The sequence below is a fragment of the Klebsiella sp. RHBSTW-00215 genome (assembly GCF_014103785.1).
In the GTDB taxonomy this organism is placed as follows: Bacteria; Pseudomonadota; Gammaproteobacteria; order Enterobacterales; family Enterobacteriaceae; genus Klebsiella.
The window spans coordinates 4140561-4162842 of record NZ_JABXQS010000001.1 but is presented as its reverse complement, the minus strand read 5'-3'; the positions used below and the strand labels follow the sequence as shown (position 1 = coordinate 4162842).

Sequence of the window (22282 nt, the reverse complement as noted above, 5' to 3'; positions counted from 1 at the left end):
GCCTGCCGCCCGGCACTGCGCCGGGCGGTTATTTCTGCTGTAAGCTGTCCGCGTACTTGCGCGTCAAACGAAACAGCGCCATCACATCCTCTTGCGCCCATCCCACCAGCACTTGATTCATCAGCCGCGTTCTTGCAACCGAGATACGTTCGATCATAGCTTGACCCGCTTCGCTAAGCGTGACTTCGCTAATCCGCCGGTCTTTGGCGTTTGGCTGCTTTTGCGCCAGCCCTTGCGCTTCCAGTTTCTTCACCTGCCGACTGACGGTGGTGTAATCTCGCCCGAGGCTATCCGCCAGCTCCACGACCCCCACCGGCCCCCTGCGTCCTACCGCCACCAGTAGCGGGAAGAGGATCTGATCAAGCTGAACCCCAGCAGCCTGCAGTATCTGCTCATCGCGCACCGGCTGGTTCATCACGCTGATGATGTCGAGCAGCGCACCGTGAAACTCGCTGATATCGTAATTATTATGTGCATGTTGCATATATTATTTAACCGGGTATAGTGCCGTTAACTGATATGTGCATTTTACACATAATCATCCCAGGAGAGAATACTATGAAAGCAGCCGTCGTTTTTGACCTGCAACAAGGCCCGATTTGGGCCGATTTTAGCGACCCGCAGCCCACTGAACATGAGGCGTTGGTCAAAGTGCGTGCCTGCGCTATCAGCCATGTCGTGAAAAGCCGGGCCTCCGGCAAACATTACAGTTTTGATGGCCGCCTGCCTTTCGGCGTCGGGATTGATGGCACCGGAGCATTGCCTGACGGTCAGCGAGTTTATTTCGCCTTCCCCACCGCGCCATGGGGCAGCATGGCACAGTGGGCACCGGTCGCGCTAAACCACTGCCTGCCGCTGCCGGATGATCTGGACGACGTTACCGCCGCCGCAATGGCTAATCCGGGCATGTCCGCATGGGCGGCGCTGGTCAAGCGCGCGGGTCTCAAGGCCGGAGAAACGGTGCTTATCAACGGTGCGACCGGTAGCGCCGGACAGCTGGCGGTACAAATCGCCCGCTTTCTGGGGGCCAAAAAGGTGATTGCCACCGGGCGCAACGCGTTAAAGCTCGCCTCCCTCGGGGCCGATAAAATAGTCAACTTAAGCGAAGATGATGCCACCGTACGGTCGCAGTTTGCGGAGCTGGCAGCGCAGCAGATTGATGTCGTCGTCGATTACCTGTGGGGTCACAGTGCTGAACTGTTGCTCCCTGCGCTGGCAAAGCATAGTCCAGGGAAGGCGCCGGTACGCTTTGTTCAGGTCGGTTCACTTGCCGCCGCCGATATCACGCTCAGCGGCGCGGTATTACGCTCTGCACCGTTGCAACTGATGGGCAGTGGGATTGGTAGCCTGTCCATGCCACAACTGCTGGCGGCGACCGGGGAAATGCTGCAGGCCTCGGTCGCCGGGAGATTTACCATTGCCACCACTGCACGGCGGCTTCAAGACGTTGCCACGGTCTGGCCACAGGATGACAGCCAGAAACGCACAGTTTTTATCGTCGATTAAAAAAAAGCGCTTCCGCACAAAAGTTGGGGTTGATATCTTAAATGAGAAATATTATCTTTCTCATTACCGAATAGTTGAGTAAACAACTCAGGTATTCGGTACGACATTGCTCACATTGCTTCCAGTATTTTTGCCCGCACTTGTGCGGGCTTTTTTTTATGATAGCTGACACACCTTGCGCACCAGTTGTCTTAACCAGCAATGGGAGAGACAATCCCTTCGTAAATCAATAAAATCTATTTAACCCATTCTGCGACTGACATTGCAGCTGACACTAACTCTACGGAGCAACTGATGAACGATGAAGTACCACTGAAATATTATGACATTGCTGATGAGTATTCGACCGAATCCGCAGATCCGGTGAGCGAGTCAGAACGTGAACCTCTGGCCCGCTATTTTCAGTTGCTGATTACTCGCCTGATGAATAACGAGGAAATCAGCGAGGAGGCGCAGGGAGAAATGGCCATTCAAGCAGGGATCAATGAGCAGCGTATTGATGATATCGCGAACTTCCTTAATAAATGGGGCAATGAGTAGATCTTGTTAAAACGATGTACGCAGGCCAATGTATCCTTTCATAGTAAGTCACTATCAAGCCAAACCATTCGCGGTATGATTGTTACAGAATAAAAAAGTAAGAGCTGGTCATACTGCGACCAGCTTTGCCGAAATTTTAGAAACGATAGCCCGCAGAGAACATAAACACCCACGGATCCAGGCGTATATCGTCGCGCTGCTTAACGCCGCCCAACTTGTAGTCCGCCTTAGTATCGATATCCATGTACCACACCGACATGTTAATCAGCCAGTCACGGTTAATCAGGTAATCCATACCGACCTGACCCGCAGCACCCCAGGAATCTTTCAGGCTCAGATCGGAAATCCCCTGATTTTTACCATTGTCGTTCACACCTTCGTCAAAGAAGGTGGTGTAGTTGATACCCACACCAACATATGGACGCAGCTTGCTGCTCGAATCGCCAAAGTACCACTGCGCCATTAAGGTCGGCGGTAAATGGTGAACGGTGGCAATATTACCGGTTGCTGCGGTGCCTACCTTATGACGGAACGGCGTCGCGGCCAGCAGCTCAACCCCGATATTATCGGTTGCCATATAGGTGAAGGTCAGGCCGAGCTGCGTGTTATTGCTGACGCTAAATCCCCCCAGGCTTCCCAATGTACCGCCCGCCCCTTCCGTTGGCCTTACCGTTGCCGAACCTGCGCGAATAAAAAATTCACCAGCTTCATGCGCCCAGACGCTGCTGCTGGAGAGAGTGCCCAGAATAACAAATGCCGCTGCTAACTTTTTCATATCCACTTCCTCATTATGGTTATTCAGCGCAAGAATATACCTACAATGAAGTATGTTTGATCCAACATAGATCACACAAAGTCGGAAAATTTAACATTTATTGATCCAGATTAATTTTCACTTTTTTCATATAACTAGCGATAAACATACCGTATCAATTTTCTGTTTTTACTGGAGCTAAGGCGATGGACCGCTGATTGTGCCTTCTATTTACAAAGATATACTTAGCGCGCAGGAGCAGAGACTGCTACCCAGGCACGATTTGCGGTACAATCGCCGGCTAGTTAACACCTGCAAGACTCAAGGAGAATGCATGTCTATCACGGCGAAGTCCGTCTACCGTGACACCGGAAACTTTTTCCGTAATCAGTTCGTCACTATTTTGCTGATTGCATTGTTGTGCGCGCTTATTACGGTAGTACTTGGCCATGCCTTTTCACCCAGTGAAGAGCAATTATCGATTCTGAGCGAAGGCGATAGCCTGACGGGTAGCGTCGGGTTGTTCGAGCTGGTGCAAAGTATGACGCCGGAACAGCAGCAGGTCCTGCTACGAGCTTCGGCAGCCTCTACATTCTCTGGACTGGTGGGCAATGCGATCCTTGCGGGCGGCGTTCTGCTGATGATTCAGATGATCTCCGCAGGTCAACGCGTCAGTGCCTTACGTGCGATTGGTGCTTCTGCGCCAGTGCTGCCAAAGCTGCTGCTGCTGATCCTGCTCACGACTTTTGTCGTGCAAATGGGGATGATGCTGGTGGTGGTGCCTGGCGTGCTGCTGGCGATCGTCCTTTCATTCGCGCCAATTATGCTGGTTCAGGACAAAATGGGTGTTTTCAGCGCCCTGCGCAGCAGTATGCGTCTGGCATGGGCCAATATTCGCCTGGTTGCACCCGCGATAATCGGCTGGCTGCTGGCGAAAACCCTACTTCTGCTGTTTGCATCCAGCTTTGCCGTACTGACGCCAAACGTTGGCGCAATCGTGATAAATACCATCAGCAACCTGATCTCCGCATTGTTGCTGATCTATTTATTCCGCTTGTATATGCTTATTCGCAACTAACTTAATCTGGGTCGGGCGCTCCCGGCCCATTCTGAACGACGGAATCGATGTATGAAGCAGTTTCTGGATTTTTTACCGCTGGTAGTCTTCTTCGCATTCTACAAGCTCTACGATATCTACGCCGCAACGACCGCGCTGATTATCGCCACCGCCATCGTGCTGATTTATAGCTGGGTGCGCTATCGCAAAGTCGAGAAAATGGCGCTGATTACCTTTGTCCTGGTCGCATTTTTCGGTGGCCTGACCATTTTCTTCCATAACGATGAGTTTATAAAATGGAAGGTGACGGTCATCTATGTTCTGTTCGCTGGCGCTCTACTGTTTAGCCAGTGGGTAATGAAAAAGCCGCTAATCCAGCGCATGCTGGGTAAAGAGCTGACGCTACCGCAGCAGGTCTGGTCGCGTCTGAATCTGGCCTGGGCGGTATTCTTCATTCTTTGCGGTTTGGCGAATATCTACATCGCCTTCTGGTTGCCGCAGAATATCTGGGTCAACTTTAAAGTCTTCGGTTTAACCGCTATGACGCTGGTGTTCACCCTGCTAAGCGGCGTTTACATCTATCGCCATATGCCGCAGGACGACAATCACTAAGTTCGCTTCGGCACGCACAATTCCCTGCGTGCCGCCTTCTCCTCTCTTTTTATATACAACGCATAAAAAACTTCAGCTGAAACGGTTCATGCCGTAAGATATTTCGTATAGAGGATGGCATTCCCTCTTGAACCGCCATGTGGCTAATGATGCCTGCTTTTTATTCCCGGACCGGGAATGAGCAGGCATATCCGTATTGCAGGCACCGCGTCCGGGAAGGTTAACCTTCTAAGGAAATAACGATGCGTGCACCCCGATTTTCACAACTCACCCTGTTTTTCTTCCTCGGGAAATGGCTGTTTCTCGCCTTTATCATCGCCGTCCTGGCGGGTACGGCATCGGCTTTCTTTCTTTTCTCCCTTGAATGGGCTACTGCAACGCGTGAAACGCATCGCTGGCTTATCTGGCTGCTGCCGATCGCGGGCTTTGCCGTCGGCTGGATTTATCTGCACTACGGCACCCGCGTGGAGGCCGGTAACAATCTCATTCTGGAAGAAGTCCACGATCCTAAATGTGTGATCCCCCTGCGTATGGCACCGCTGGTCTTTTTCGGCACCGTGATATCGCACCTGTGCGGGGCGTCAGTGGGCCGTGAAGGGACTGCGGTACAGATGGGAGCCTCGATTGCCGATCAATTTACGCCTATTTTTCGCCTCGACGACGACACGCGACGGACGGTGCTCATGGCCGGGATCAGCGCCGGTTTCTCCTCAATTTTCGGCACTCCGCTCGCCGGCGCGCTATTTGGGCTGGAAGTGCTGGCCATCGGAAGGATGAACTACACCGCCATTTTCCCGTGTCTGGTCGCCGCAATCGTCGCCGATCGTGTCGGGATCATGTGGGGGGTGCAACACACCCACTATATCGTTTCCAGCATTCCACCCCTCACCTTCTGGACCCTGGCGGCAATGGTTATCGCGGGTTGCTGCTTTGGCCTGGCGGCACGCGTTTTCGCTGACAGCACGCATTTCATTGGCGGGTTAATGAAAAAATATGTTCGCTATGCGCCAATGCGCCCGTTTACCGGCGGTTTGCTCATTGTTGCTGCCGTCTGGCTGTTTCATGGCGATCGCTATATTGGCCTCGGCATACCGGTGATTGTGGATGCCTTTCAGCATCCACTAGCTCCGTGGGATTTTCTCGGCAAACTGGTTTTCACCGTGACCTCTTTAGGGAGCGGTTTTAAAGGCGGAGAAGTGACGCCGCTATTTTATATCGGCGCGACGCTTGGCAATGCGCTGGCTCCGCTGCTACATATGCCGGTGAGCTTTCTGGCCGGGATTGGCTTTGTCGCCGTCTTCGCTGGGGCAGCTAACACCCCTATAGCATCGACGCTGATGGCAATCGAATTGTTTGGTTCTGAAATCGACATTTACGCTGCGCTAGCCTGCGCTGTCGCCTGGCTGGTTTCAGGATATACCAGCATTTATCGCGCGCAGCGGGTCGCCTGTCTGAAACAGGGCTATGTGCCGACGGGTATTAGTCTGGCAGAGCTTCCCGCGTGGTATCAGCAACAGAAAACCGATAAAACAATGGGCAAATAATCTCTTCAGGCCAGGAACATCCCAGCAAGTCGGTACGGTAAACCTTACCGACTCCTTCACGATATCTACCAGATGCTGGAAAGTTGCGGCAATTGTGAGGATTTCATGGAGATTCGCCTCTCGCAATTGTAATGATAATAATTATCATTGATATTCTCGATCTCAATTTTTCATGACTTGATATGGATATTTAAAATGAGATCGCAGAAAAATCACATCGCCACTCCCCTGGCCCTGGCCATCGCTGGTTTGCTTAGCCCAGGGGCTTTCGCCGAAGAGGCTGAATTGGATACCGAAACGATGGTGGTTCGGGGAACCGCGGAAGAAGCGCTAAAGCAGCAGCCGGGCGTCTCGATTATCACCGCAGAAGATATTGCTAAAGATCCGCCGGTTAACGATCTGTCTGAAATCATTCGTAAAATGCCCGGCGTTAACCTGACCGGCAACAGCGCCAGCGGCAGCCGCGGCAACAACCGACAGATTGATATTCGCGGCATGGGGCCGGAAAACACGCTGATTCTTATCGATGGTGTGCCCGTCAGTTCGAGAAACTCGGTGCGCTATAGCTGGCGCGGCGAGCGCGATACCCGCGGCGACAGCAACTGGGTTCCGCCGGAAATGGTCGAGCGCATCGAAGTTCTGCGCGGCCCCGCGGCTGCTCGCTACGGCTCTGGCGCTGCAGGCGGCGTGGTCAATATCATCACCAAGCGCCCGACCAACGACTGGCATGGCTCACTCTCGCTCTATACCAATCAGCCGGAAAATAATAAAGAAGGTTCCACCAACCGGGCTAACTTTAACCTTAACGGACCGCTGGCCGGGGATGCCCTGACGATGCGTCTGTATGGCAATATCAACAAAACCGAGCCGGATGCCTGGGACATCAATAGCGCGCAAAATGGCTCTTATGCCGCAGGCCGCGAAGGCGTGCGCAATAAAGATATTAACGCCCTGCTGTCATGGAAAGTCACGCCGCAGCAGATTGTCGATTTCAGCTATGCCTACAGCCGCCAGGGCAACATCTACGCCGGTGATACGCAGTACAGCAACAGCAACATGAGCCCAAATGGTCTGATCGATACGCTATACGGCCAGGAAACAAACCGCATGTATCGCCAGACCTGGGGCCTGACCTATAACGGTATCTGGGACTGGGGCCAGTCTAAAGCGGGCGTCTATTACGAAAAAACCAACAATACCCGCCTGCAGGAGGGCTCTACCGGCCGCGTAGAGGGGATGATCAATAGCGATAAATACGCCACCAGCCGCCTGGAATCCTGGCGTTCAACCGGCGAACTCAATATTCCATTCAACTGGCTGGCTGAGCAGACGCTTACGCTGGGTATGGAGTGGAATCGCGATGATTTGAACGATCCGGCGTCGATGCAGGCCACCAGCGTGACCGAAGAAGTCCCTGGCACTTCCGGCAACCCGTCTGAGCGCAGCACGAAAAATAGCGCCACCCTCACCGGTCTCTATCTCGAAGACAATATTGAAGCGACGCCGGGCACCAATATTATCCCCGGACTGCGTTTTGACTATCACAACGATTTCGGCAGCAACTGGAGCCCGAGCCTGAACCTGTCGCAGGATCTGGGCGATATGTTTAAGGTCAAAGCGGGTATTGCCCGGGTATTTAAAGCACCGAACCTGTACCAGTCCAGCGATGGCTATTTGCTGCGCACGAACGGTAACGGCTGCCCGACCAACCTCACCGGGAATGGTTGTTATCTGCTGGGTAACCCAAACCTTGATCCGGAAATCAGTATCAACAAAGAGGTCGGCCTTGAATTTAACTTAAATGGCTACAATGCCGGTATCACCTGGTTCCGTAACGATTACAAAAACAAAATCGTCTCCGGTACCGACGTGTTGGGCTATACCTCTGATGGGAATTATATTCTCCAGTGGCAGAACGGCGGTAAGGCGGTCGTCGAAGGTCTTGAAGGGACCCTGCTGGTACCGGTGATTGCCGATACGCTGAACTGGCGCACCAACGCCACCTATATGATCAAATCGGAAAACAAAGATACCGGCAACCCGCTGTCCGTCATTCCGAAATATACCATCAACACCATGCTCGACTGGCAGATTAACAGCAAGCTCTCGGCCAACGTGAACTGGACCATGTACGGTCGGCAGAAACCGCGCGAATACGCTGAAATTCGTAACGAGATTGGCGTACTGGCCACCAACGAAGTCGGTTCGTATTCTGTCGTCGGTATTGGCGGTAACTATCAGCTGATGAAAGATTTACGCCTGAATGCCGGGATCAGCAACCTGTTCGATAAGCAGCTTTATCGCGAAAACTCGGGCGCGTCGACCTACAACGAACCGGGTCGTGCGTACTACGCTGGCGTCACGCTCTCCTTCTAAACCTCTACGCCCGCATTAGCGGGCGTCTCCCCCTATTCTCTCCACGCCCTTTTCATAGTAGCATCGCGCCTGATCATCTTTGACGAGTACAGAGTACCGAATGACAACAACAGATCTCGCGCCGAAGGGCGAATTGGTTTTACGCACCCTGGCGATGCCAGCGGATACTAACGCCAACGGCGATATTTTTGGCGGCTGGTTGATGTCGCAAATGGATATCGGCGGCGCCATTATGGCGAAAGAAATTGCCCATGGTCGCGTGGTGACCGTACGCGTCGACGGCATGACCTTTTTACGTCCGGTCGCGGTCGGCGATGTGGTGTGTTGCTACGCCGACTGCGTGAAGCGCGGCAATACCTCGGTGACCATCAATATGGAAGTATGGGTAAAGAAAGTGTCGTCTGAGCCAATCGGCCAACGCTACAAGGCAACCGAAGCGCTGTTTATCTACGTTGCGGTGGATAACCAGGGCAAGCCGCGCGCGCTGCCTGCCCAATAATGCAGATAGCCCGGCAACCTTGCCGGGCTATCTGATTACAGGAAACCGAGTAAAGAAAAGAAGAAGTAGCCGATCACGATGGTAATCACCGGCAGCACGTACAGCGGGAAATACTGCACCAGAATAGTATGACGCGGCACCACGACACGTTCGGCGATCTGCTCGCGCGTCAGCCCTTCCGCCCCCCTGGCCTGCTCAAGAATCAGCTGATCCTCAACCCCCTCACGCAGAAACTTCGCCTGACGGCTCATCCGCGCGCCGGATGCCTGCAGCGCCATCCCGACAAAGATCAGGATATAGATAATCCAGAAGCCGATATTCATGCCGTGCTTAAAGTCCGGGAGCGGCGAGTTGTACCAAAAGAAATTTAGGAACGGCGTATTGAAGCGCATCATCTCGATCATCACGTGCGCAAAATCCATCATCACCGCATCAATCCCCGGCTTTTTCTCGCTGTGCTCGTACATAAACTTCAGCACCGAAATCAGCGTCGAGATAACTGCCGGAATAAACACCACCCACCCCAAAATACGTTTAAGTACTGCAATGCGTCCAGCTTGTTGATACGTCATGGGTTCCCCTTGTTAAGACGCTCTAGCCACTCTAAGAACCTATCTCAGGCTATTTCACTTGCCACTTTGGACCAGGGCAGTGCTCAAAATCCTCACGTACTTCATGTACGCTCCGGTTTCTGCGCGCTGTCCGTGTCCAAAGTGGCTGCGCCAAAAACGCCTGGTGGTATACGCTCTAAGTCTACCTTCGTCGGCGAATTTCGCCCAATAATGCGCGGTATGATATACCATGAGTGCCAATTCGTTATCTACTTACGCTACAGGAGAGGGACTTATGTCAGCCAGGCGACAGATTCATGCCGCAATTTTTGATATGGATGGATTACTGATTGATTCCGAACCGCTATGGGATAAGGCAGAGCTGGAGGTGATTGCAAGCCTTGGTGTGGATATCAGCCGCCGCAGTGAAATGCCCGATATTCTGGGGCTACGCATCGATTTAGTCGTCGACCTGTGGTTTGCCCAGCAGCCGTGGAAAGGCCCGGATCGCGCCGAAGTGACCGCGCGAATTATCAACCGCGCTATCCAACTGGTTGAAGAAGCACGCCCGCTCCTGCCCGGCGCGCGGGAAGCGGTGGCGATGTGTAAAGCGCAGGGGCTGAAAATCGGCCTGGCCTCAGCATCGCCGCTGCGGATGCTGGAAAAAGTCCTCACCATGTTTGAACTGCGCGACCAGTTTGATGCACTCGCTTCCGCCGAAATGCTGCCGTTCAGCAAACCGCATCCACAGGTTTATCTGAACTGTGCGGAAAAACTTGGCGTCAGCCCGCTGAACTGCGTGGCGCTGGAAGATTCTGTCAACGGCATGATTGCCAGCAAAGCGGCGCGGATGCGCTCTATTGTCGTGCCTGAAGAAGAGAATAGCCGCGATCCTCGCTTTGTGCTGGCCGATGTGAAGCTAACGAGCCTGAAATCCCTCACCCTGACCGACCTGCTCGGTTAAGCCATCCGGTGATAATGGGATGGTATCCCTATCCCATTATCACAAAATTAAAACACCGTTTCATTTTTAATTGTTTTTTCTTCCTCCTCCCTCTATGCTTGTCCTCAATGGCGTTATTTAACGCATGAAATCAGCATACAGAGGTGCATATGGTACTGAACGCCTTTGACCTTACGGGTAAGGTCGCTATCGTAACGGGTTGTGATACCGGGCTCGGCCAGGGCATGACGCTGGGCCTTGCGCAGGCCGGGTGCGATATCGTCGGGGTCAATCGTAGAATTCCCCATGAAACGGCGGAAAAGGTTCAGGCGTTGGGCCGACGCTTCACCGCTATCCAGGCCGATTTGAGTCACCAGGATGAGATTGGCTCGATTGTCACTCAGGCCGTTGCTGCGATGGGCAGAGTCGATATTTTGGTCAACAACGCTGGCACAATCCGCCGCACCGATGCACTCGATTTTTCAGAAAAAGATTGGGATGACGTCCTGAATCTGAATCTGAAATCGGTCTTTTTTCTTTCGCAAGCGGTCGCCCGGCAGTTTATTCAGCAAGGCGATGGCGGAAAAATCATTAACATCGCCTCAATGCTCTCCTTTCAGGGCGGCATTAGAGTGCCTTCATATACTGCCTCAAAAAGCGGCGTTCTCGGCATTACTCGCCTGATGGCTAATGAATGGGCGGGACATCGCATCAACGTTAATGCCATCGCGCCGGGATATATGGCGACCAACAACACTCAGCAATTACGTGATGATGCCGAGCGCAGTAAAGAGATCCTCGACCGCATTCCTGCCGGGCGCTGGGGCGTTCCGGATGACCTGCAAGGGCCGGTGGTATTCCTCGCCTCTAAGGCAGCAGATTACGTCAGTGGCTATACTCTGGCGGTTGACGGAGGCTGGCTGGCACGTTGATGGTTTTGTGACAAAGAGTTACACCGTCACCTCTTCCGCACACTGTATAAAAACCCTATACTGTATGAATTGACAGTTTAGGGTTTCTTATCATGACGGCGGAAGGTCACCTTCTCTTTTCTATCGCCTGTGCGGTATTTGCGAAAAACGCGGAATTAACCCCCGTGCTGGCCCAGGGTGACTGGTGGCATATTGTCCCTTCCGCAATTTTGACCTGCCTGCTGCCCGACATCGATCACCCTAAGTCATTTCTCGGGCAGCGTTTACGCTGGATTTCAAAACCGATAGCCCGCGCCTTTGGTCATCGCGGCTTCACCCATAGCCTGCTGGTTGTCTTCGGCGCTCTTGCGCTGTTCTCGTTAAAAGTGCCCGATGGCTGGATAATCCCGGCGGACGCTGTCCAGGGACTGGTGCTGGGCTATCTCAGCCATATCCTTGCCGACATGCTGACTCCTGCGGGAGTGCCGCTGCTTTGGCCATGCCGCTGGCGCTTTCGCTTACCTATCCTCGCACCGCGTAAAGGCAACCAGCTAGAGCGCGCGCTGTGTATGGCGCTCTTCATCTATGCGGTGTGGATGCCGCAGACTTTTGCCGATAATAGCGCCGTGCGCTGGTCATCAAGCATGATTAACACGCTGCAAACCACCTTTAATCGATTTATTAGTCACCAGGCAGGACAATAAACAAGCGAGTTATCCATTTAGTTATAATCAATTCCATTTGAATATAAGTAACGAATAACGCCTTCTGCTACCCTTGCCGTCATAAGAGTTGGTTATTGACCAACCCGGTAAAAAAGATATCAGGAGAACGGGGATGAATTTTCCATTAATAGCGAACGTTATCGTGTTCGCGGTTTTGCTGTTGGCGCTGGCTCAAACCCGCCACAAACAGTGGAGCCTCGCTAAAAAAGTACTGGTCGGTCTGGTTATCGGCGTTATTTTCGGCCTGGCGCTGCAATTTATCTATGGTTCCGACAGCCAGGTGCTGAAGGATTCTATCCAGTGGTTCAATATCGTCGGCAACGGCTATGTTCAGCTGCTGCAAATGATCGTTATGCCGCTGGTCTTCGCCTCTATCCTGAGCGCGGTCGCCCGTCTGCATAACGCTTCACAGCTGGGTAAAATCAGCTTTTTGAGCATTGGCACCCTGCTTTTCACCACGCTGATTGCAGCACTGGTCGGTGTTCTGGTTACCAATCTGTTTGGCCTGACCGCTGAAGGGCTGGTGCAAGGCAGCGCGGAAACCGCTCGTCTTAACGCCATTCAGAGCAACTATGCCGGTAAAGTGGCGGACCTGAGCGTCCCGCAGCTGATCCTCTCTTTCGTACCGAAGAACCCGTTTGCCGATCTGACCGGCGCGAACCCAACGTCGATTATCAGCGTGGTTATCTTTGCGGCCTTCCTGGGCGTCGCGGCGCTGAAGTTGCTGAAAGATGACGTCGCCAAAGGCCAGCGCGTGCTCACCGCCATCGACACGCTGCAAAGCTGGGTTATGAAGTTAGTGCGTCTGGTTATGCAGTTAACGCCGTATGGCGTGCTGGCGCTGATGACCAAAGTGGTTGCTGGCTCTAACTTGCAGGACATCATCAAGCTCGGCAGCTTCGTTATCGCCTCCTATCTCGGCCTGGGCATTATGTTCGTGGTGCATGGCCTGCTGCTGGCAGTGAACGGCGTGAGCCCGCTGAAGTACTTCCGCAAAGTGTGGCCGGTGCTGACCTTCGCCTTCACCAGTCGCTCCAGCGCTGCGTCTATTCCGCTGAACGTCGAAGCGCAAACCCGCCGACTGGGGGTACCAGAATCTATCGCCAGCTTCTCAGCATCATTCGGCGCGACCATTGGCCAGAACGGTTGTGCGGGTCTTTACCCGGCGATGCTGGCAGTCATGGTCGCTCCGACCGTCGGTATCAACCCGTTCGATCCGCTATGGATTGCCACCCTGGTGGGCATTGTCACCGTCAGTTCCGCAGGCGTTGCGGGCGTTGGCGGCGGCGCAACCTTTGCTGCGCTGATCGTTCTGCCGGCAATGGGTCTGCCGGTGACGCTGGTGGCGCTGTTAATTTCAGTTGAACCACTGATTGATATGGGTCGTACCGCGCTGAACGTCAGCGGTTCAATGACCGCCGGTACCCTGACCAGCCAGTGGCTGCGTCAAACCGACAAAACCATTCTTGATAGCGAAGAGGATGCCGAACTGGCCCACCGCTAATCTGAGAGGGCCATAAAGCCTTCAGAGATAAAAAAACCGCTGATGACCTCAGCGGTTTTTTTGTTTTAGCGCGCGCCCTCAGGCATCTATCTCGCCTTCCTGCCTCATCTGCTCCGCCCAGCGCTGCGCCGCTTCCGGCACGTTAAACGGCGGTGAACGGCGAAAATGTTCGTCCACCAGCACAAAGGCGACGTACTTATTGCGCAGCACCCAGACATCGCGATAACCGTCCATTTTGACGGCGTGTTCCGGCGGCGCTGGCTCCACTCGAGGCACGTAGCTAATGACCTGACGATTTTGTTGGCGATGTGGTTTCATCACAAATAGATTCACTAAACAAAGCGGGAAACATAAACCCCTATCATAGCTGAAAGCGCCCCCTTTCGTCGCCCCCTGCTTATTATCCTTAAAAGGTAAAAGTCCTGGAATAAAATCTGCTGGAACAGATGTTCTATAGTTAGAAGGGTTTTGGTTCAGCAACGACCATTTTCAGTAATGAAAACAGGAGCGAGCAATGTCAGAGAAACACCATAAACCACAAACCCACCAGTCACCGGTTCACGATGACCGGGAAGCGAAACCAGGTCTCGATTCTTTAGCACCCAATGACCAGAACTGGCGACCCACGCCGCACCCCACCGCTCCGGGTGAAGAGCCGACCGCGCCTGGCAGTATAAAAGCCCCGGATACGCATAGCGGTAAGCTTGACGCGCTGGATAATCACCGTAAAGGCGGCGAGGATTTTGCGCTCACCACCAACCAGGGCGTACGTATCGCTGACGATCAAAACTCGCTGCGTGCGGGCAAACGTGGCCCCACGCTGCTGGAAGATTTCATCCTGCGCGAGAAAATTACCCATTTTGACCATGAACGCATCCCCGAGAGGATCGTCCACGCCCGAGGCTCCGCAGCGCACGGCTACTTTCAGCCCTATAGAAATCTGAGCGACATCACCAAAGCCGATTTTCTCTCCGACCCGGAGAAGAAAACCCCGGTGTTCGTGCGCTTTTCTACTGTCCAGGGCGGTGCAGGGTCCGCCGATACGGTGCGCGACATTCGCGGTTTCGCCACCAAGTTCTATACCGACGAGGGCATTTTTGATCTGGTCGGCAATAACACCCCCATCTTCTTTATCCAGGACGCGCTCAAATTCCCTGATTTCGTCCATGCGGTAAAACCGGAACCTCATTGGGCCGTCCCGCAAGGGCAAAGTGCACATGACACCTTTTGGGACTACGTATCACTACAGCCAGAAACGCTGCACAACGTAATGTGGGCGATGTCCGATCGCGGTTTACCCCGCAGCTATCGCACGATGGAAGGGTTCGGTATCCATACCTTCCGCCTGATAAATGCCGAAGGCAAAGCAACCTTTGTACGTTTTCACTGGAAACCAGTAGCGGGCAAGGCCTCTCTGGTGTGGGATGAGTCGCAGAAGCTGACAGGTCGCGATCCTGATTTCCATCGTCGTGATTTATGGGAAGCCATTGAAGCGGGAGATTTCCCCGAGTATGAACTGGGGCTACAGCTCATCCCCGAGGAGGATGAGTTTGCCTATGACTTCGATCTGCTGGACCCCACCAAGCTTATTCCGGAAGCGCTGGTCCCTGTTCAACGGGTCGGGAAAATGGTCCTCAATCGCAACCCGGATAATTTCTTTGCCGAAAATGAACAGGCTGCGTTTCATCCCGGGCACATCGTGCCGGGGATAGATTTCAGCAACGATCCGCTGCTGCAGGGCCGTTTATTTTCCTATACCGATACGCAGATTAGCCGTCTTGGCGGACCTAATTTCCATAAGATTCCTATTAATAAGCCCACCTGCCCGTATCATAATTTCCAGCGCGACGGTATGCATCGCATGGATATTGATACCAACCCGGCAAACTATGAACCTAACTCAATCAACGATAACTGGCCTCGCGAGACGCCGCCAGCCGCTAAACGCGGAGGATTCGAATCCTACGCCGAGCGGGTAGACGGCGAAAAAATTCGCCAGCGCAGCCCGTCGTTCGGCGAATACTACTCTCAGCCTCTACTGTTCTGGCGCAGCCAGACGCCACTTGAGCAGCAGCATATTATCGACGCTTTTAGTTTTGAGCTGAGCAAAGTCGTCAGGGAGTGGATCCGCGAGAGGGTTGTCGATCAACTGGCGCATATCGACCTGCAGCTGGCTCAGGCTGTGGGTAAAAATCTCGGTATCGAACTCACTGACGACCAACGTAGCATCACGCCGCCGCCGGATGTTAATGGCCTGAAAAAGGACCCTACCCTGAGCTTGTACGCTATTCCCAGTGGAGACGTGAAGGGTCGTGTGGTGGCGGTGTTACTTAACGATCGTCCGGTCGCCAAAGAGCTGTTGGTGCTGCTGAAAGCGCTCAAGGCAAAGGGAGTGCATGCCAAACTACTCTATTCCCGTATGGGTGAGGTGAAGGCCGACGATGGTACCACTCTGCCGGTTGCCGGGACTTTTGCCGGGTCGCCTTCATTAACCGTAGATGCGGTCATCGTTCCCGGCGGCGATCTGCAAAGCCTGAGCAACAACGGTGATTTCCACTATTACCTGCTGGAAGGCTACAAACATCTGAAGCCGATTCTGCTGGCAGGTGATGCCAGACCGTGTAAAACGTCGCTTCAGGTCGCCAGTCAGGGTGAAGAAGGGATTGTTGAAACGGACGCGATAGATGGCAAATCCATGGATGAACTGATTACCCTGATGGCGGCACATCGGGTGTGGTCAAGAAGCGCTAAAATCGCCGTAATTCCTGCATAAAAAACAAGGCCCAGCATAAATGCCGGGCCTCTTTACTTGTCATACGTCGCGATAGGTTCCGAGCCGATAGCCGCGTTCGGCTATCGCGTACTTCAGCGAATCAGATGTCAGCACGTCCAGCTCGGTCAGACGCGGGTAACAATAAGCGCTGCCCATAATGGTGTTATCGACAAAAGCCGGGTGGCACATCACTTCCAGCGACTTTTCGTCACGCTGGATGGATGCTTCCAGAGTTTGCAAAAACAACCCTTCACAAACGGCTTCACCATAAAATTCACTGGCAAATCCCTCGCTGCTGCGCGCTGCATCCTGCTCCAGCCCGGAAAGGGTCGCTAGCTGGCGATCGATACGCATCGCCACGCCCTTCTCACGTGCAAACGCCGCCACGATGGGGTAGATCTGCGCAATCATATGCACGTGGTGATGGCTATCAATATGCGTCGGCTCATAGCCAAACAGCTCGACAAACCGGCGATACTGGCACTCCAGCTCGTGCGCGATTTCATCCAGCGGCAGGCTATCCTCTTCCGCCATCTGCCAAATCCACTTACCCAGACGCCCTTCGCGGGTTAAGCCCGGCATCGCCGACAACGGTTCGCCCAGCGTCAGGACAAAGTGCATTCCGACCGCCAGCTCCGGTACACAGCGGCTGAGCTGGGCGGCGTGGCTGATCGCCGCGCCGTTGACCAGTGCCGTCGTGGAGGTTACCAGACCATTTTTGCAAGCTTCGACAATACCGTAGTTTTGCCCCTTGCTGAGGCCAAAATCATCGGCATTCACGATCAACACGCGTTCCATGAGCCGCTCCCTTTATTGTTTCAGTTTTTCGATAGTCGCCGCAAAGTTTGGCAGCCATTGCTCGTGCGCGAGGATCATCTCCCGTGCCAGCTTTTCGGCATCACGATCGGAGTGGATCAGCGGGCTCAGGTTAAGCGCCAGCAGGACATCATCCAGCTTGCCGCTGATTGCCGCTTCGCTGGCCGCCACTTCAAAACCCTTAATGGTGTAAATCAGCCCCAGCACTTTCTCATCGAAATGCGTGATGCGCGGTGTCGGTTTCGCGCCATCACGGCCCAACGTGCAGGTCATTTCCACCGCCCAGTCGGCCGGGATGTTATCAATGTGGCCATGATGCGGCACGTTCACGTAGTGCTCGGCCTGCTTATCATTGTAGATGGCATTGATCACTTCACAGGCTGCGTCTGAGTAGTATGCCCCGCCGCGCTGCTCCAGCTCTTTCGGTTTGATGTTCAGATCCGGATTTTTATACAGCTCGAACAGCTGTTTCTCAACTTTCTGCACAACCTGTGCGCGCGCACCGCCTTTATAGTACTCACCCATTTCAATCGCCAGCATCTCTTTTGGCTTGAAGTAGTAGAGCAGATAGGAGCACGGAATCAGGCGCAGTGAGCGAATCAGCCCTTCGCTAAACGGCAAATCAAAGATATTTTTCACTGAGTTTGCGGTCAGGCGACCGGAAGCCACGCCGTCCAGCAGTTCGTCAAAGCGCGAAACGCCGTTAACCAGCACGTCGCGGACAAACACCAGATGATTCAGACCAAACAGATCGATGTTCAGCTCATCGCTCGGGCTCAGCTTCAGCACGTCGGTGATAAACATCTTCATGCCGATTGGAATATTGCACACGCCGATAAAGCGCTTAAATCCGGTGTGGCGATAGACCGCTTCGGTCACCATACCTGCCGGGTTGGTAAAGTTAATCACCCAGGCGTTAGGGCAGACTTCCTGCACATCCTTTACGATGTCAAAAATGACCGGAATAGTGCGCAGGCCTTTAAACAAACCGCCCGCCCCGTTGGTTTCCTGGCCTAAATAACCATGACTCAGCGGAATGCGTTCGTCTTTCTCACGCGCCTTCAGTTGGCCAACGCGCAGTTGGGTGGTCACGAAATCCGCCCCTTCCAGCGCCGCGCGGCGATCGAGGGTTTTATAGACTTTCATCGGCACGCCGGCTTTTTCCACCATGCGCTGGCACAGGGCGTGGATAATATCGAGCTTTTCCTGCCCTTCTGCGACGTCCACCAGCCACAGTTCGGTAATTGGCAGTTCATGATAACGTTTCAGGAACCCTTCCAGTAATTCCGGGGTATAGCTGCTGCCGCCACCGATAGTCACGACTTTCAATTTCTGGCTCATTATTTTCTCCCTTGTGGACTACGCATATACGTACCCCACTCTCCGCGTAAATACGGACAGTTAACTTGAATATTTAGACCGCGCGGAATATTCCGCGCCCGCTTAATTAATACTGGTGAGATGCTTCCGATAACTGCTGGGGGTAAACGAAGTCAGCTTTTTGAATGTTTTAATAAACAAACTTGGGCTACTGTACCCCGACTCATAGGGAAGGTGCGAATAAGCGGGGAAATTCTTCTCGGCTGACTCAGTCATTTCATTTCTTCATGTTTGAGCCGATTTTTTCTCCCGTAAATGCCTTGAATCAGCCTATTTAGACCGTTTCTTCGCCATTTAAGGCGTTATCCCCAGTTTTTAGTGAGATCTCTCCCACTGACGTATCATTTGGTCCGCCCGAAACAGGTTGGCCAGCGTGAATAACATCGCCAGTTGGTTATCGTTTTTCAGCAACCCCTTGTATCTGGCTTTCACGAAGCCGAACTGTCGCTTGATGATGCGAAATGGGTGCTCCACCTTGGCCCGGATGCTGGCTTTCATGTATTCGATGTTGATGGCCGTTTTGTTCTTGCGTGGATGCTGTTTCAAGGTTCTTACCTTGCCGGGGCGCTCGGCGATCAGCCAGTCCACATCCACCTCGGCCAGCTCCTCGCGCTGTGGCGCCCCTTGGTAGCCGGCATCGGCTGAGACAAATTGCTCCTCTCCATGCAGCAGATTACCCAGCTGATTGAGGTCATGCTCGTTGGCCGCGGTGGTGACTAGGCTGTGGGTCAGGCCACTCTTGGCATCGACACCAATGTGGGCCTTCATGCCAAAGTGCCACTGATTGCCTTTCTTGGTCTGATGCATCTCCGGATCGCGTTGCTGCTCTTTGTTCTTGGTCGAGCTGGGTGCCTCAATGATGGTGGCATCGACCAAGGTGCCTTGAGTCATCATGACGCCTGCTTCGGCCAGCCAGCGATTGATGGTCTTGAACAATTGGCGGGCCAGTTGATGCTGCTCCAGCAGGTGGCGGAAATTCATGATGGTGGTGCGGTCAGGCAAGGCGCTATCCAGGGATAACCGGGCAAACCGACGCATGGAGGCGATTTCGTACAGAGCATCTTCCATCGCGCCATCGCTCAGGTTGTACCAATGCTGCATGCAGTGAATGCGTAGCATGGTTTCCAGCGGATAAGGTCGCCGGCCATTACCAGCCTTGGGGTAAAACGGCTCGATGACTTCCACCATGTTTTGCCATGGCAGAATCTGCTCCATACGGGACAAGAAAATCTCTTTTCTGGTCTGACGGCGCTTACTGCTGAATTCACTGTCGGCGAAGGTAAGTTGATGACTCATGATGAACCCTGTTCCATGGCTCCAGATGACAAACATGATCTCATATCAGGGACTTGTTCGCACCTTCCTTAGACACCAGCAGAGATGTAGACATCCCAGCAGAACAGAACAGGTAGATATGTTTCTTTTCCATGAACGCTTCCTCAATGTGTGTGACCTGATCCTCTCAGCATCCTTGATGTCAGAGAGGCGGTAAGACGTGTTTCTTTGAATTAGTATTGTTTATGCATTGAGTATACGGCATCGTTCAGCGCGTGGATAATTCCTCCTTGAACATAATTGTCTCTCATTGACCTCGCGTTTTGACTACCCTCACATTTCCCTCAAATAATTCGCGCAATTAAATAAGCATGACAAATCATAAAAAAGCCCGACCACTGGTCGGGCTTACGTAGAAATCAGCAATACGGCGGTATCTTACTTGCTGTTGCGCGGATCCGTGTCGTACTCTGCGCAGGTCTGATAGCCAGAATTGATAACGTGTCCCGTATCGTCTAAGGCAACGAAATAGGTTTCAATTTTACCATCGCGTTGACCCAGGATGTATGTCTGGCAGGTACCACGCGCATGAATCATGGTGACTTCAGATGAAGGTTTACCGGCAATTTGCGTTACCTGAGCACGGGTCATACCTTTTTTAACGTCTTTAATAACCGGCACTTCATACTTCTCAGCCTGTGCCCGCATTTTAGACACCAGCAGAGATGTAGACATCCCAGCAGAACAGAACAGGTAGATATGTTTCTTTTCCATGAACGCTTCCTCAATGTGTGTGACCTGATCCTCTCAGCATCCTTGATGTCAGAGAGGCGGTAAGACGTGTTTCTTTGAATTAGTATTGTTTATGCATTGAGTATACGGCATCGTTCAGCGCGTGGATAATTCCTCCTTGAACATAATTGTCTCTCATTGACCTCGCGTTTTGACTACCCTCACATTTCCCTCAAATAATTCGCGCAATTAAATAAGCATGACAAATCATAAAAAAGCCCGACCACTGGTCGGGCTTACGTAGAAATCAGCAATACGGCGGTATCTTACTTGCTGTTGCGCGGATCCGTGTCGTACTCTGCGCAGGTCTGATAGCCAGAATTGATAACGTGTCCCGTATCGTCTAAGGCAACGAAATAGGTTTCAATTTTACCATCGCGTTGACCCAGGATGTATGTCTGGCAGGTACCACGCGCATGAATCATGGTGACTTCAGATGAAGGTTTACCGGCAATTTGCGTTACCTGAGCACGGGTCATACCTTTTTTAACGTCTTTAACCACCGGCTGCGTGAACTGATCTTTGGTACGGTCATAGGCCGTACACCCTGCCAGCATGGTCAATACTGCTGCTGCGCCCAGAAATCCTGCAAAATTCTTGTTCATATACCATCCTCTTTTTTTTGGCGTGTTAATAAGCCTGGAATAAATATCGTTATTTTTCAAGCCGAAGGTGGAAATGAGCAAAAATTAAGAGCTTTCCAATAATAAAAGCTATGTCCTTGAGGTTGCATGCTTTTGCGTCACTCAAAACTGTGATCCTTGTCGTTTTACCGTCAAAGAGGTAGCTTAAACCCTTGCTGATTGCCAAACAGATTCACTTCCCGGAGGGCGCGATGACGCTACAACAAGAAATTATTCAGGCGCTGGGCGCAAAACCCCAGATCGATGTCGAAGGCGAGATACGCCGCAGCGTAGACTTTCTCAAGTCTTACCTGCAAACGTATCCTTTTATTAAATCACTGGTTCTTGGCATCAGCGGCGGACAGGACTCAACGCTGACCGGCAAACTGTGCCAGTTGGCCATCAACGAACTGCGTGCCGAAACGGGCGATAGCAGCTTGCAATTTATTGCCGTCCGTTTGCCCTACGGCGTGCAGGCGGATGAGCAGGATTGCCAGGATGCCATCGCCTTTATTCAGCCGGATCGCGTATTAACGGTCAATATTAAAGGCGCTGTGCTGGCCAGCGAACAGGCACTGCGTGAAACGGGCATCGAACTTAGCGACTTTGTTCGCGGCAATGAAAAAGCCCGTGAACGTATGAAGGCGCAGTACAGTATTGCGGGGATGACCCATGGCGTGGTGGTCGGGACCGACCATGCTGCGGAAGCGATTACTGGATTCTTCACCAAATACGGTGATGGTGGTACCGACATTAACCCCATTTTCCGCCTCAACAAACGTCAGGGCAAACAGCTGCTGGCGCAGTTAGGCTGTCCAGAACATCTGTATAAAAAGCTGCCGACCGCCGATCTTGAAGACGATCGCCCCTCCCTGCCGGACGAAGTGGCGCTGGGCGTGACCTACGACAACATTGACGACTATCTGGAAGGCAAAACATTGGACGAGAAAATCGCCAAAACCATCGAAGGCTGGTATCTCAAAACCGAACATAAACGTCGGCCGCCGATTACCGTATTCGACGACTTCTGGAAAAAGTAACGCCCCTCTCCTTTCACCCCGGCTCAGGTCGGGGTTGTTTTTTGCCCTTCTCGCCTTTTAT

At 52.9% G+C, this 22282-nt stretch carries 22 protein-coding genes, 2 pseudogenes and 1 riboswitch; of the genes and pseudogenes, 13 read left to right on the top strand and 11 right to left on the bottom strand.

Annotated features, from left to right (window positions below):
- Nucleotides 1–28: 28 nt before the first annotated feature.
- On the bottom strand, nucleotides 29–484 hold the full coding sequence (locus HV127_RS19740) for a MarR family winged helix-turn-helix transcriptional regulator (RefSeq protein ID WP_182238126.1): 456 nt from the start codon (nucleotides 482–484) through the stop codon (nucleotides 29–31).
- Between the two features lie 74 nt (nucleotides 485–558).
- Here HV127_RS19740 and HV127_RS19735 point away from each other — a divergent pair, with 74 nt between their 5' ends.
- Together HV127_RS19735 and HV127_RS19730 are read left to right on the top strand one after the other, a co-directional pair.
- A complete protein-coding gene (locus tag HV127_RS19735; RefSeq protein ID WP_182238124.1) occupies nucleotides 559–1506 on the top strand; it encodes a zinc-binding alcohol dehydrogenase family protein in 948 nt (315 codons plus the stop codon).
- A gap of 294 nt (nucleotides 1507–1800) precedes the next feature.
- Nucleotides 1801–2046, top strand: coding sequence for a YmjA family protein (locus tag HV127_RS19730; protein ID WP_182238122.1), 246 nt, complete (start codon nucleotides 1801–1803; stop codon nucleotides 2044–2046).
- Between the two features lie 136 nt (nucleotides 2047–2182).
- On the opposite strand, the gene ompW is transcribed toward HV127_RS19730, so the two are convergent.
- On the bottom strand, nucleotides 2183–2821 hold the full coding sequence (gene ompW, locus HV127_RS19725) for an outer membrane protein OmpW (protein WP_182238120.1): 639 nt from the start codon (nucleotides 2819–2821) through the stop codon (nucleotides 2183–2185).
- A gap of 313 nt (nucleotides 2822–3134) precedes the next feature.
- Here ompW and HV127_RS19720 point away from each other — a divergent pair, with 313 nt between their 5' ends.
- From HV127_RS19720 to yciA, 5 genes are all read left to right on the top strand, one after another.
- Nucleotides 3135–3878, top strand: a complete 744-nt coding sequence (locus HV127_RS19720; RefSeq protein WP_142514224.1) for a YciC family protein — start codon at nucleotides 3135–3137, stop codon at nucleotides 3876–3878.
- A 51-nt stretch (nucleotides 3879–3929) separates the two neighbouring features.
- Nucleotides 3930–4469, top strand: coding sequence for a septation protein A (locus HV127_RS19715; RefSeq protein WP_110273526.1), 540 nt, complete (start codon nucleotides 3930–3932; stop codon nucleotides 4467–4469).
- Between the two features lie 101 nt (nucleotides 4470–4570).
- Nucleotides 4571–4632: riboswitch (Fluoride riboswitch) on the top strand.
- A gap of 79 nt (nucleotides 4633–4711) precedes the next feature.
- On the top strand, nucleotides 4712–6013 hold the full coding sequence (locus HV127_RS19710) for a voltage-gated chloride channel family protein (protein ID WP_182238118.1): 1302 nt from the start codon (nucleotides 4712–4714) through the stop codon (nucleotides 6011–6013).
- A 195-nt stretch (nucleotides 6014–6208) separates the two neighbouring features.
- Nucleotides 6209–8389 carry a TonB-dependent siderophore receptor gene (locus tag HV127_RS19705; protein ID WP_182238116.1) on the top strand — a complete coding sequence of 727 codons (2181 nt, stop codon included), beginning with the start codon at nucleotides 6209–6211 and terminating at the stop codon, nucleotides 8387–8389.
- A gap of 100 nt (nucleotides 8390–8489) precedes the next feature.
- Nucleotides 8490–8888 (top strand): acyl-CoA thioester hydrolase YciA, encoded by a 399-nt coding sequence (gene yciA / locus HV127_RS19700; protein WP_181482571.1) that lies wholly within the window; start codon nucleotides 8490–8492, stop codon nucleotides 8886–8888.
- 35 nt (nucleotides 8889–8923) lie between these two features.
- Here yciA and HV127_RS19695 read toward each other — a convergent pair whose 3' ends face one another.
- The gene (locus HV127_RS19695) at nucleotides 8924–9460 is read right to left on the bottom strand and encodes a YniB family protein (protein WP_182238114.1); all 537 of its coding nucleotides are present in this window, start codon (nucleotides 9458–9460) and stop codon (nucleotides 8924–8926) included.
- Nucleotides 9461–9734: 274 nt separating this feature from the next.
- On the opposite strand from HV127_RS19695, the gene hxpB reads away from it, so the two are divergent.
- From hxpB to HV127_RS19675, 4 genes are all read left to right on the top strand, one after another.
- Complete coding sequence (gene hxpB / locus HV127_RS19690; RefSeq protein ID WP_182238112.1) at nucleotides 9735–10403, top strand: hexitol phosphatase HxpB; 669 nt, start codon at nucleotides 9735–9737, stop codon at nucleotides 10401–10403.
- Between the two features lie 149 nt (nucleotides 10404–10552).
- Complete coding sequence (kduD, locus tag HV127_RS19685) at nucleotides 10553–11314, top strand: 2-dehydro-3-deoxy-D-gluconate 5-dehydrogenase KduD (protein WP_181482574.1); 762 nt, start codon at nucleotides 10553–10555, stop codon at nucleotides 11312–11314.
- A 92-nt stretch (nucleotides 11315–11406) separates the two neighbouring features.
- Nucleotides 11407–11997, top strand: coding sequence for a metal-dependent hydrolase (locus tag HV127_RS19680; RefSeq protein ID WP_112216774.1), 591 nt, complete (start codon nucleotides 11407–11409; stop codon nucleotides 11995–11997).
- A gap of 133 nt (nucleotides 11998–12130) precedes the next feature.
- Complete coding sequence (locus HV127_RS19675) at nucleotides 12131–13522, top strand: L-cystine transporter (protein WP_142514219.1); 1392 nt, start codon at nucleotides 12131–12133, stop codon at nucleotides 13520–13522.
- Between the two features lie 78 nt (nucleotides 13523–13600).
- Here HV127_RS19675 and cedA read toward each other — a convergent pair whose 3' ends face one another.
- Nucleotides 13601–13855, bottom strand: a complete 255-nt coding sequence (gene cedA / locus HV127_RS19670) for a cell division activator CedA (RefSeq protein ID WP_228727478.1) — start codon at nucleotides 13853–13855, stop codon at nucleotides 13601–13603.
- 181 nt (nucleotides 13856–14036) lie between these two features.
- Here cedA and katE point away from each other — a divergent pair, with 181 nt between their 5' ends.
- Nucleotides 14037–16295 carry a catalase HPII gene (katE, locus tag HV127_RS19665; RefSeq protein ID WP_182238110.1) on the top strand — a complete coding sequence of 753 codons (2259 nt, stop codon included), beginning with the start codon at nucleotides 14037–14039 and terminating at the stop codon, nucleotides 16293–16295.
- Nucleotides 16296–16334: 39 nt separating this feature from the next.
- On the opposite strand, the gene chbG is transcribed toward katE, so the two are convergent.
- The 7 genes and pseudogenes from chbG to osmE (HV127_RS19630) form a co-directional block, all read right to left on the bottom strand.
- A complete protein-coding gene (gene chbG, locus HV127_RS19660; protein ID WP_182238108.1) occupies nucleotides 16335–17093 on the bottom strand; it encodes a chitin disaccharide deacetylase in 759 nt (252 codons plus the stop codon).
- Between the two features lie 12 nt (nucleotides 17094–17105).
- Nucleotides 17106–18452 carry a 6-phospho-beta-glucosidase gene (locus HV127_RS19655; RefSeq protein WP_112216771.1) on the bottom strand — a complete coding sequence of 449 codons (1347 nt, stop codon included), beginning with the start codon at nucleotides 18450–18452 and terminating at the stop codon, nucleotides 17106–17108.
- Between the two features lie 102 nt (nucleotides 18453–18554).
- Nucleotides 18555–18659 (bottom strand): annotated as a pseudogene (locus tag HV127_RS19650) (AraC family transcriptional regulator); the annotation flags it as partial.
- Between the two features lie 147 nt (nucleotides 18660–18806).
- Nucleotides 18807–19787, bottom strand: coding sequence for an IS5-like element IS5 family transposase (locus HV127_RS19645; protein WP_042934497.1), 981 nt, complete (start codon nucleotides 19785–19787; stop codon nucleotides 18807–18809).
- Nucleotides 19788–19854: 67 nt separating this feature from the next.
- A pseudogene (locus HV127_RS19640) lies at nucleotides 19855–19920 on the bottom strand (PTS sugar transporter subunit IIB); the annotation flags it as partial.
- Nucleotides 19921–20204: 284 nt separating this feature from the next.
- Nucleotides 20205–20540 carry an osmotically-inducible lipoprotein OsmE gene (gene osmE / locus HV127_RS19635; protein WP_182238106.1) on the bottom strand — a complete coding sequence of 112 codons (336 nt, stop codon included), beginning with the start codon at nucleotides 20538–20540 and terminating at the stop codon, nucleotides 20205–20207.
- A gap of 284 nt (nucleotides 20541–20824) precedes the next feature.
- The gene (osmE, locus tag HV127_RS19630; protein WP_110273541.1) at nucleotides 20825–21163 is read right to left on the bottom strand and encodes an osmotically-inducible lipoprotein OsmE; all 339 of its coding nucleotides are present in this window, start codon (nucleotides 21161–21163) and stop codon (nucleotides 20825–20827) included.
- A gap of 230 nt (nucleotides 21164–21393) precedes the next feature.
- Between osmE (HV127_RS19630) and nadE the strand changes: the two genes are divergently transcribed.
- On the top strand, nucleotides 21394–22221 hold the full coding sequence (gene nadE, locus HV127_RS19625) for an ammonia-dependent NAD(+) synthetase (RefSeq protein WP_182238104.1): 828 nt from the start codon (nucleotides 21394–21396) through the stop codon (nucleotides 22219–22221).
- Nucleotides 22222–22282 lie beyond the last annotated feature (61 nt).

Bases quoted from the DNA above. Each gene is read 5' to 3' on its own strand.
- HV127_RS19715 (WP_110273526.1), top strand. From the start codon at position 3,930: ATGAAGCAGTTTCTGGATTTTTTACCGCTGGTAGTCTTCTTCGCATTC.
- hxpB (WP_182238112.1), top strand. From the start codon at position 9,735: ATGTCAGCCAGGCGACAGATTCATGCCGCAATTTTTGATATGGATGGA.
- katE (WP_182238110.1), top strand. From the start codon at position 14,037: ATGTCAGAGAAACACCATAAACCACAAACCCACCAGTCACCGGTTCAC.
- HV127_RS19710 (WP_182238118.1), top strand. From the start codon at position 4,712: ATGCGTGCACCCCGATTTTCACAACTCACCCTGTTTTTCTTCCTCGGG.
- ompW (WP_182238120.1), bottom strand. From the start codon at position 2,821: ATGAAAAAGTTAGCAGCGGCATTTGTTATTCTGGGCACTCTCTCCAGC.
- HV127_RS19705 (WP_182238116.1), top strand. From the start codon at position 6,209: ATGAGATCGCAGAAAAATCACATCGCCACTCCCCTGGCCCTGGCCATC.
- nadE (WP_182238104.1), top strand. From the start codon at position 21,394: ATGACGCTACAACAAGAAATTATTCAGGCGCTGGGCGCAAAACCCCAG.
- HV127_RS19740 (WP_182238126.1), bottom strand. From the start codon at position 484: ATGCAACATGCACATAATAATTACGATATCAGCGAGTTTCACGGTGCG.
- kduD (WP_181482574.1), top strand. From the start codon at position 10,553: ATGGTACTGAACGCCTTTGACCTTACGGGTAAGGTCGCTATCGTAACG.
- HV127_RS19645 (WP_042934497.1), bottom strand. From the start codon at position 19,787: ATGAGTCATCAACTTACCTTCGCCGACAGTGAATTCAGCAGTAAGCGC.
- chbG (WP_182238108.1), bottom strand. From the start codon at position 17,093: ATGGAACGCGTGTTGATCGTGAATGCCGATGATTTTGGCCTCAGCAAG.
- yciA (WP_181482571.1), top strand. From the start codon at position 8,490: ATGACAACAACAGATCTCGCGCCGAAGGGCGAATTGGTTTTACGCACC.
- HV127_RS19730 (WP_182238122.1), top strand. From the start codon at position 1,801: ATGAACGATGAAGTACCACTGAAATATTATGACATTGCTGATGAGTAT.
- HV127_RS19680 (WP_112216774.1), top strand. From the start codon at position 11,407: ATGACGGCGGAAGGTCACCTTCTCTTTTCTATCGCCTGTGCGGTATTT.
- HV127_RS19655 (WP_112216771.1), bottom strand. From the start codon at position 18,452: ATGAGCCAGAAATTGAAAGTCGTGACTATCGGTGGCGGCAGCAGCTAT.
- HV127_RS19695 (WP_182238114.1), bottom strand. From the start codon at position 9,460: ATGACGTATCAACAAGCTGGACGCATTGCAGTACTTAAACGTATTTTG.
- HV127_RS19675 (WP_142514219.1), top strand. From the start codon at position 12,131: ATGAATTTTCCATTAATAGCGAACGTTATCGTGTTCGCGGTTTTGCTG.
- HV127_RS19735 (WP_182238124.1), top strand. From the start codon at position 559: ATGAAAGCAGCCGTCGTTTTTGACCTGCAACAAGGCCCGATTTGGGCC.
- HV127_RS19720 (WP_142514224.1), top strand. From the start codon at position 3,135: ATGTCTATCACGGCGAAGTCCGTCTACCGTGACACCGGAAACTTTTTC.
- osmE (WP_110273541.1), bottom strand. From the start codon at position 21,163: ATGAACAAGAATTTTGCAGGATTTCTGGGCGCAGCAGCAGTATTGACC.
- osmE (WP_182238106.1), bottom strand. From the start codon at position 20,540: ATGGAAAAGAAACATATCTACCTGTTCTGTTCTGCTGGGATGTCTACA.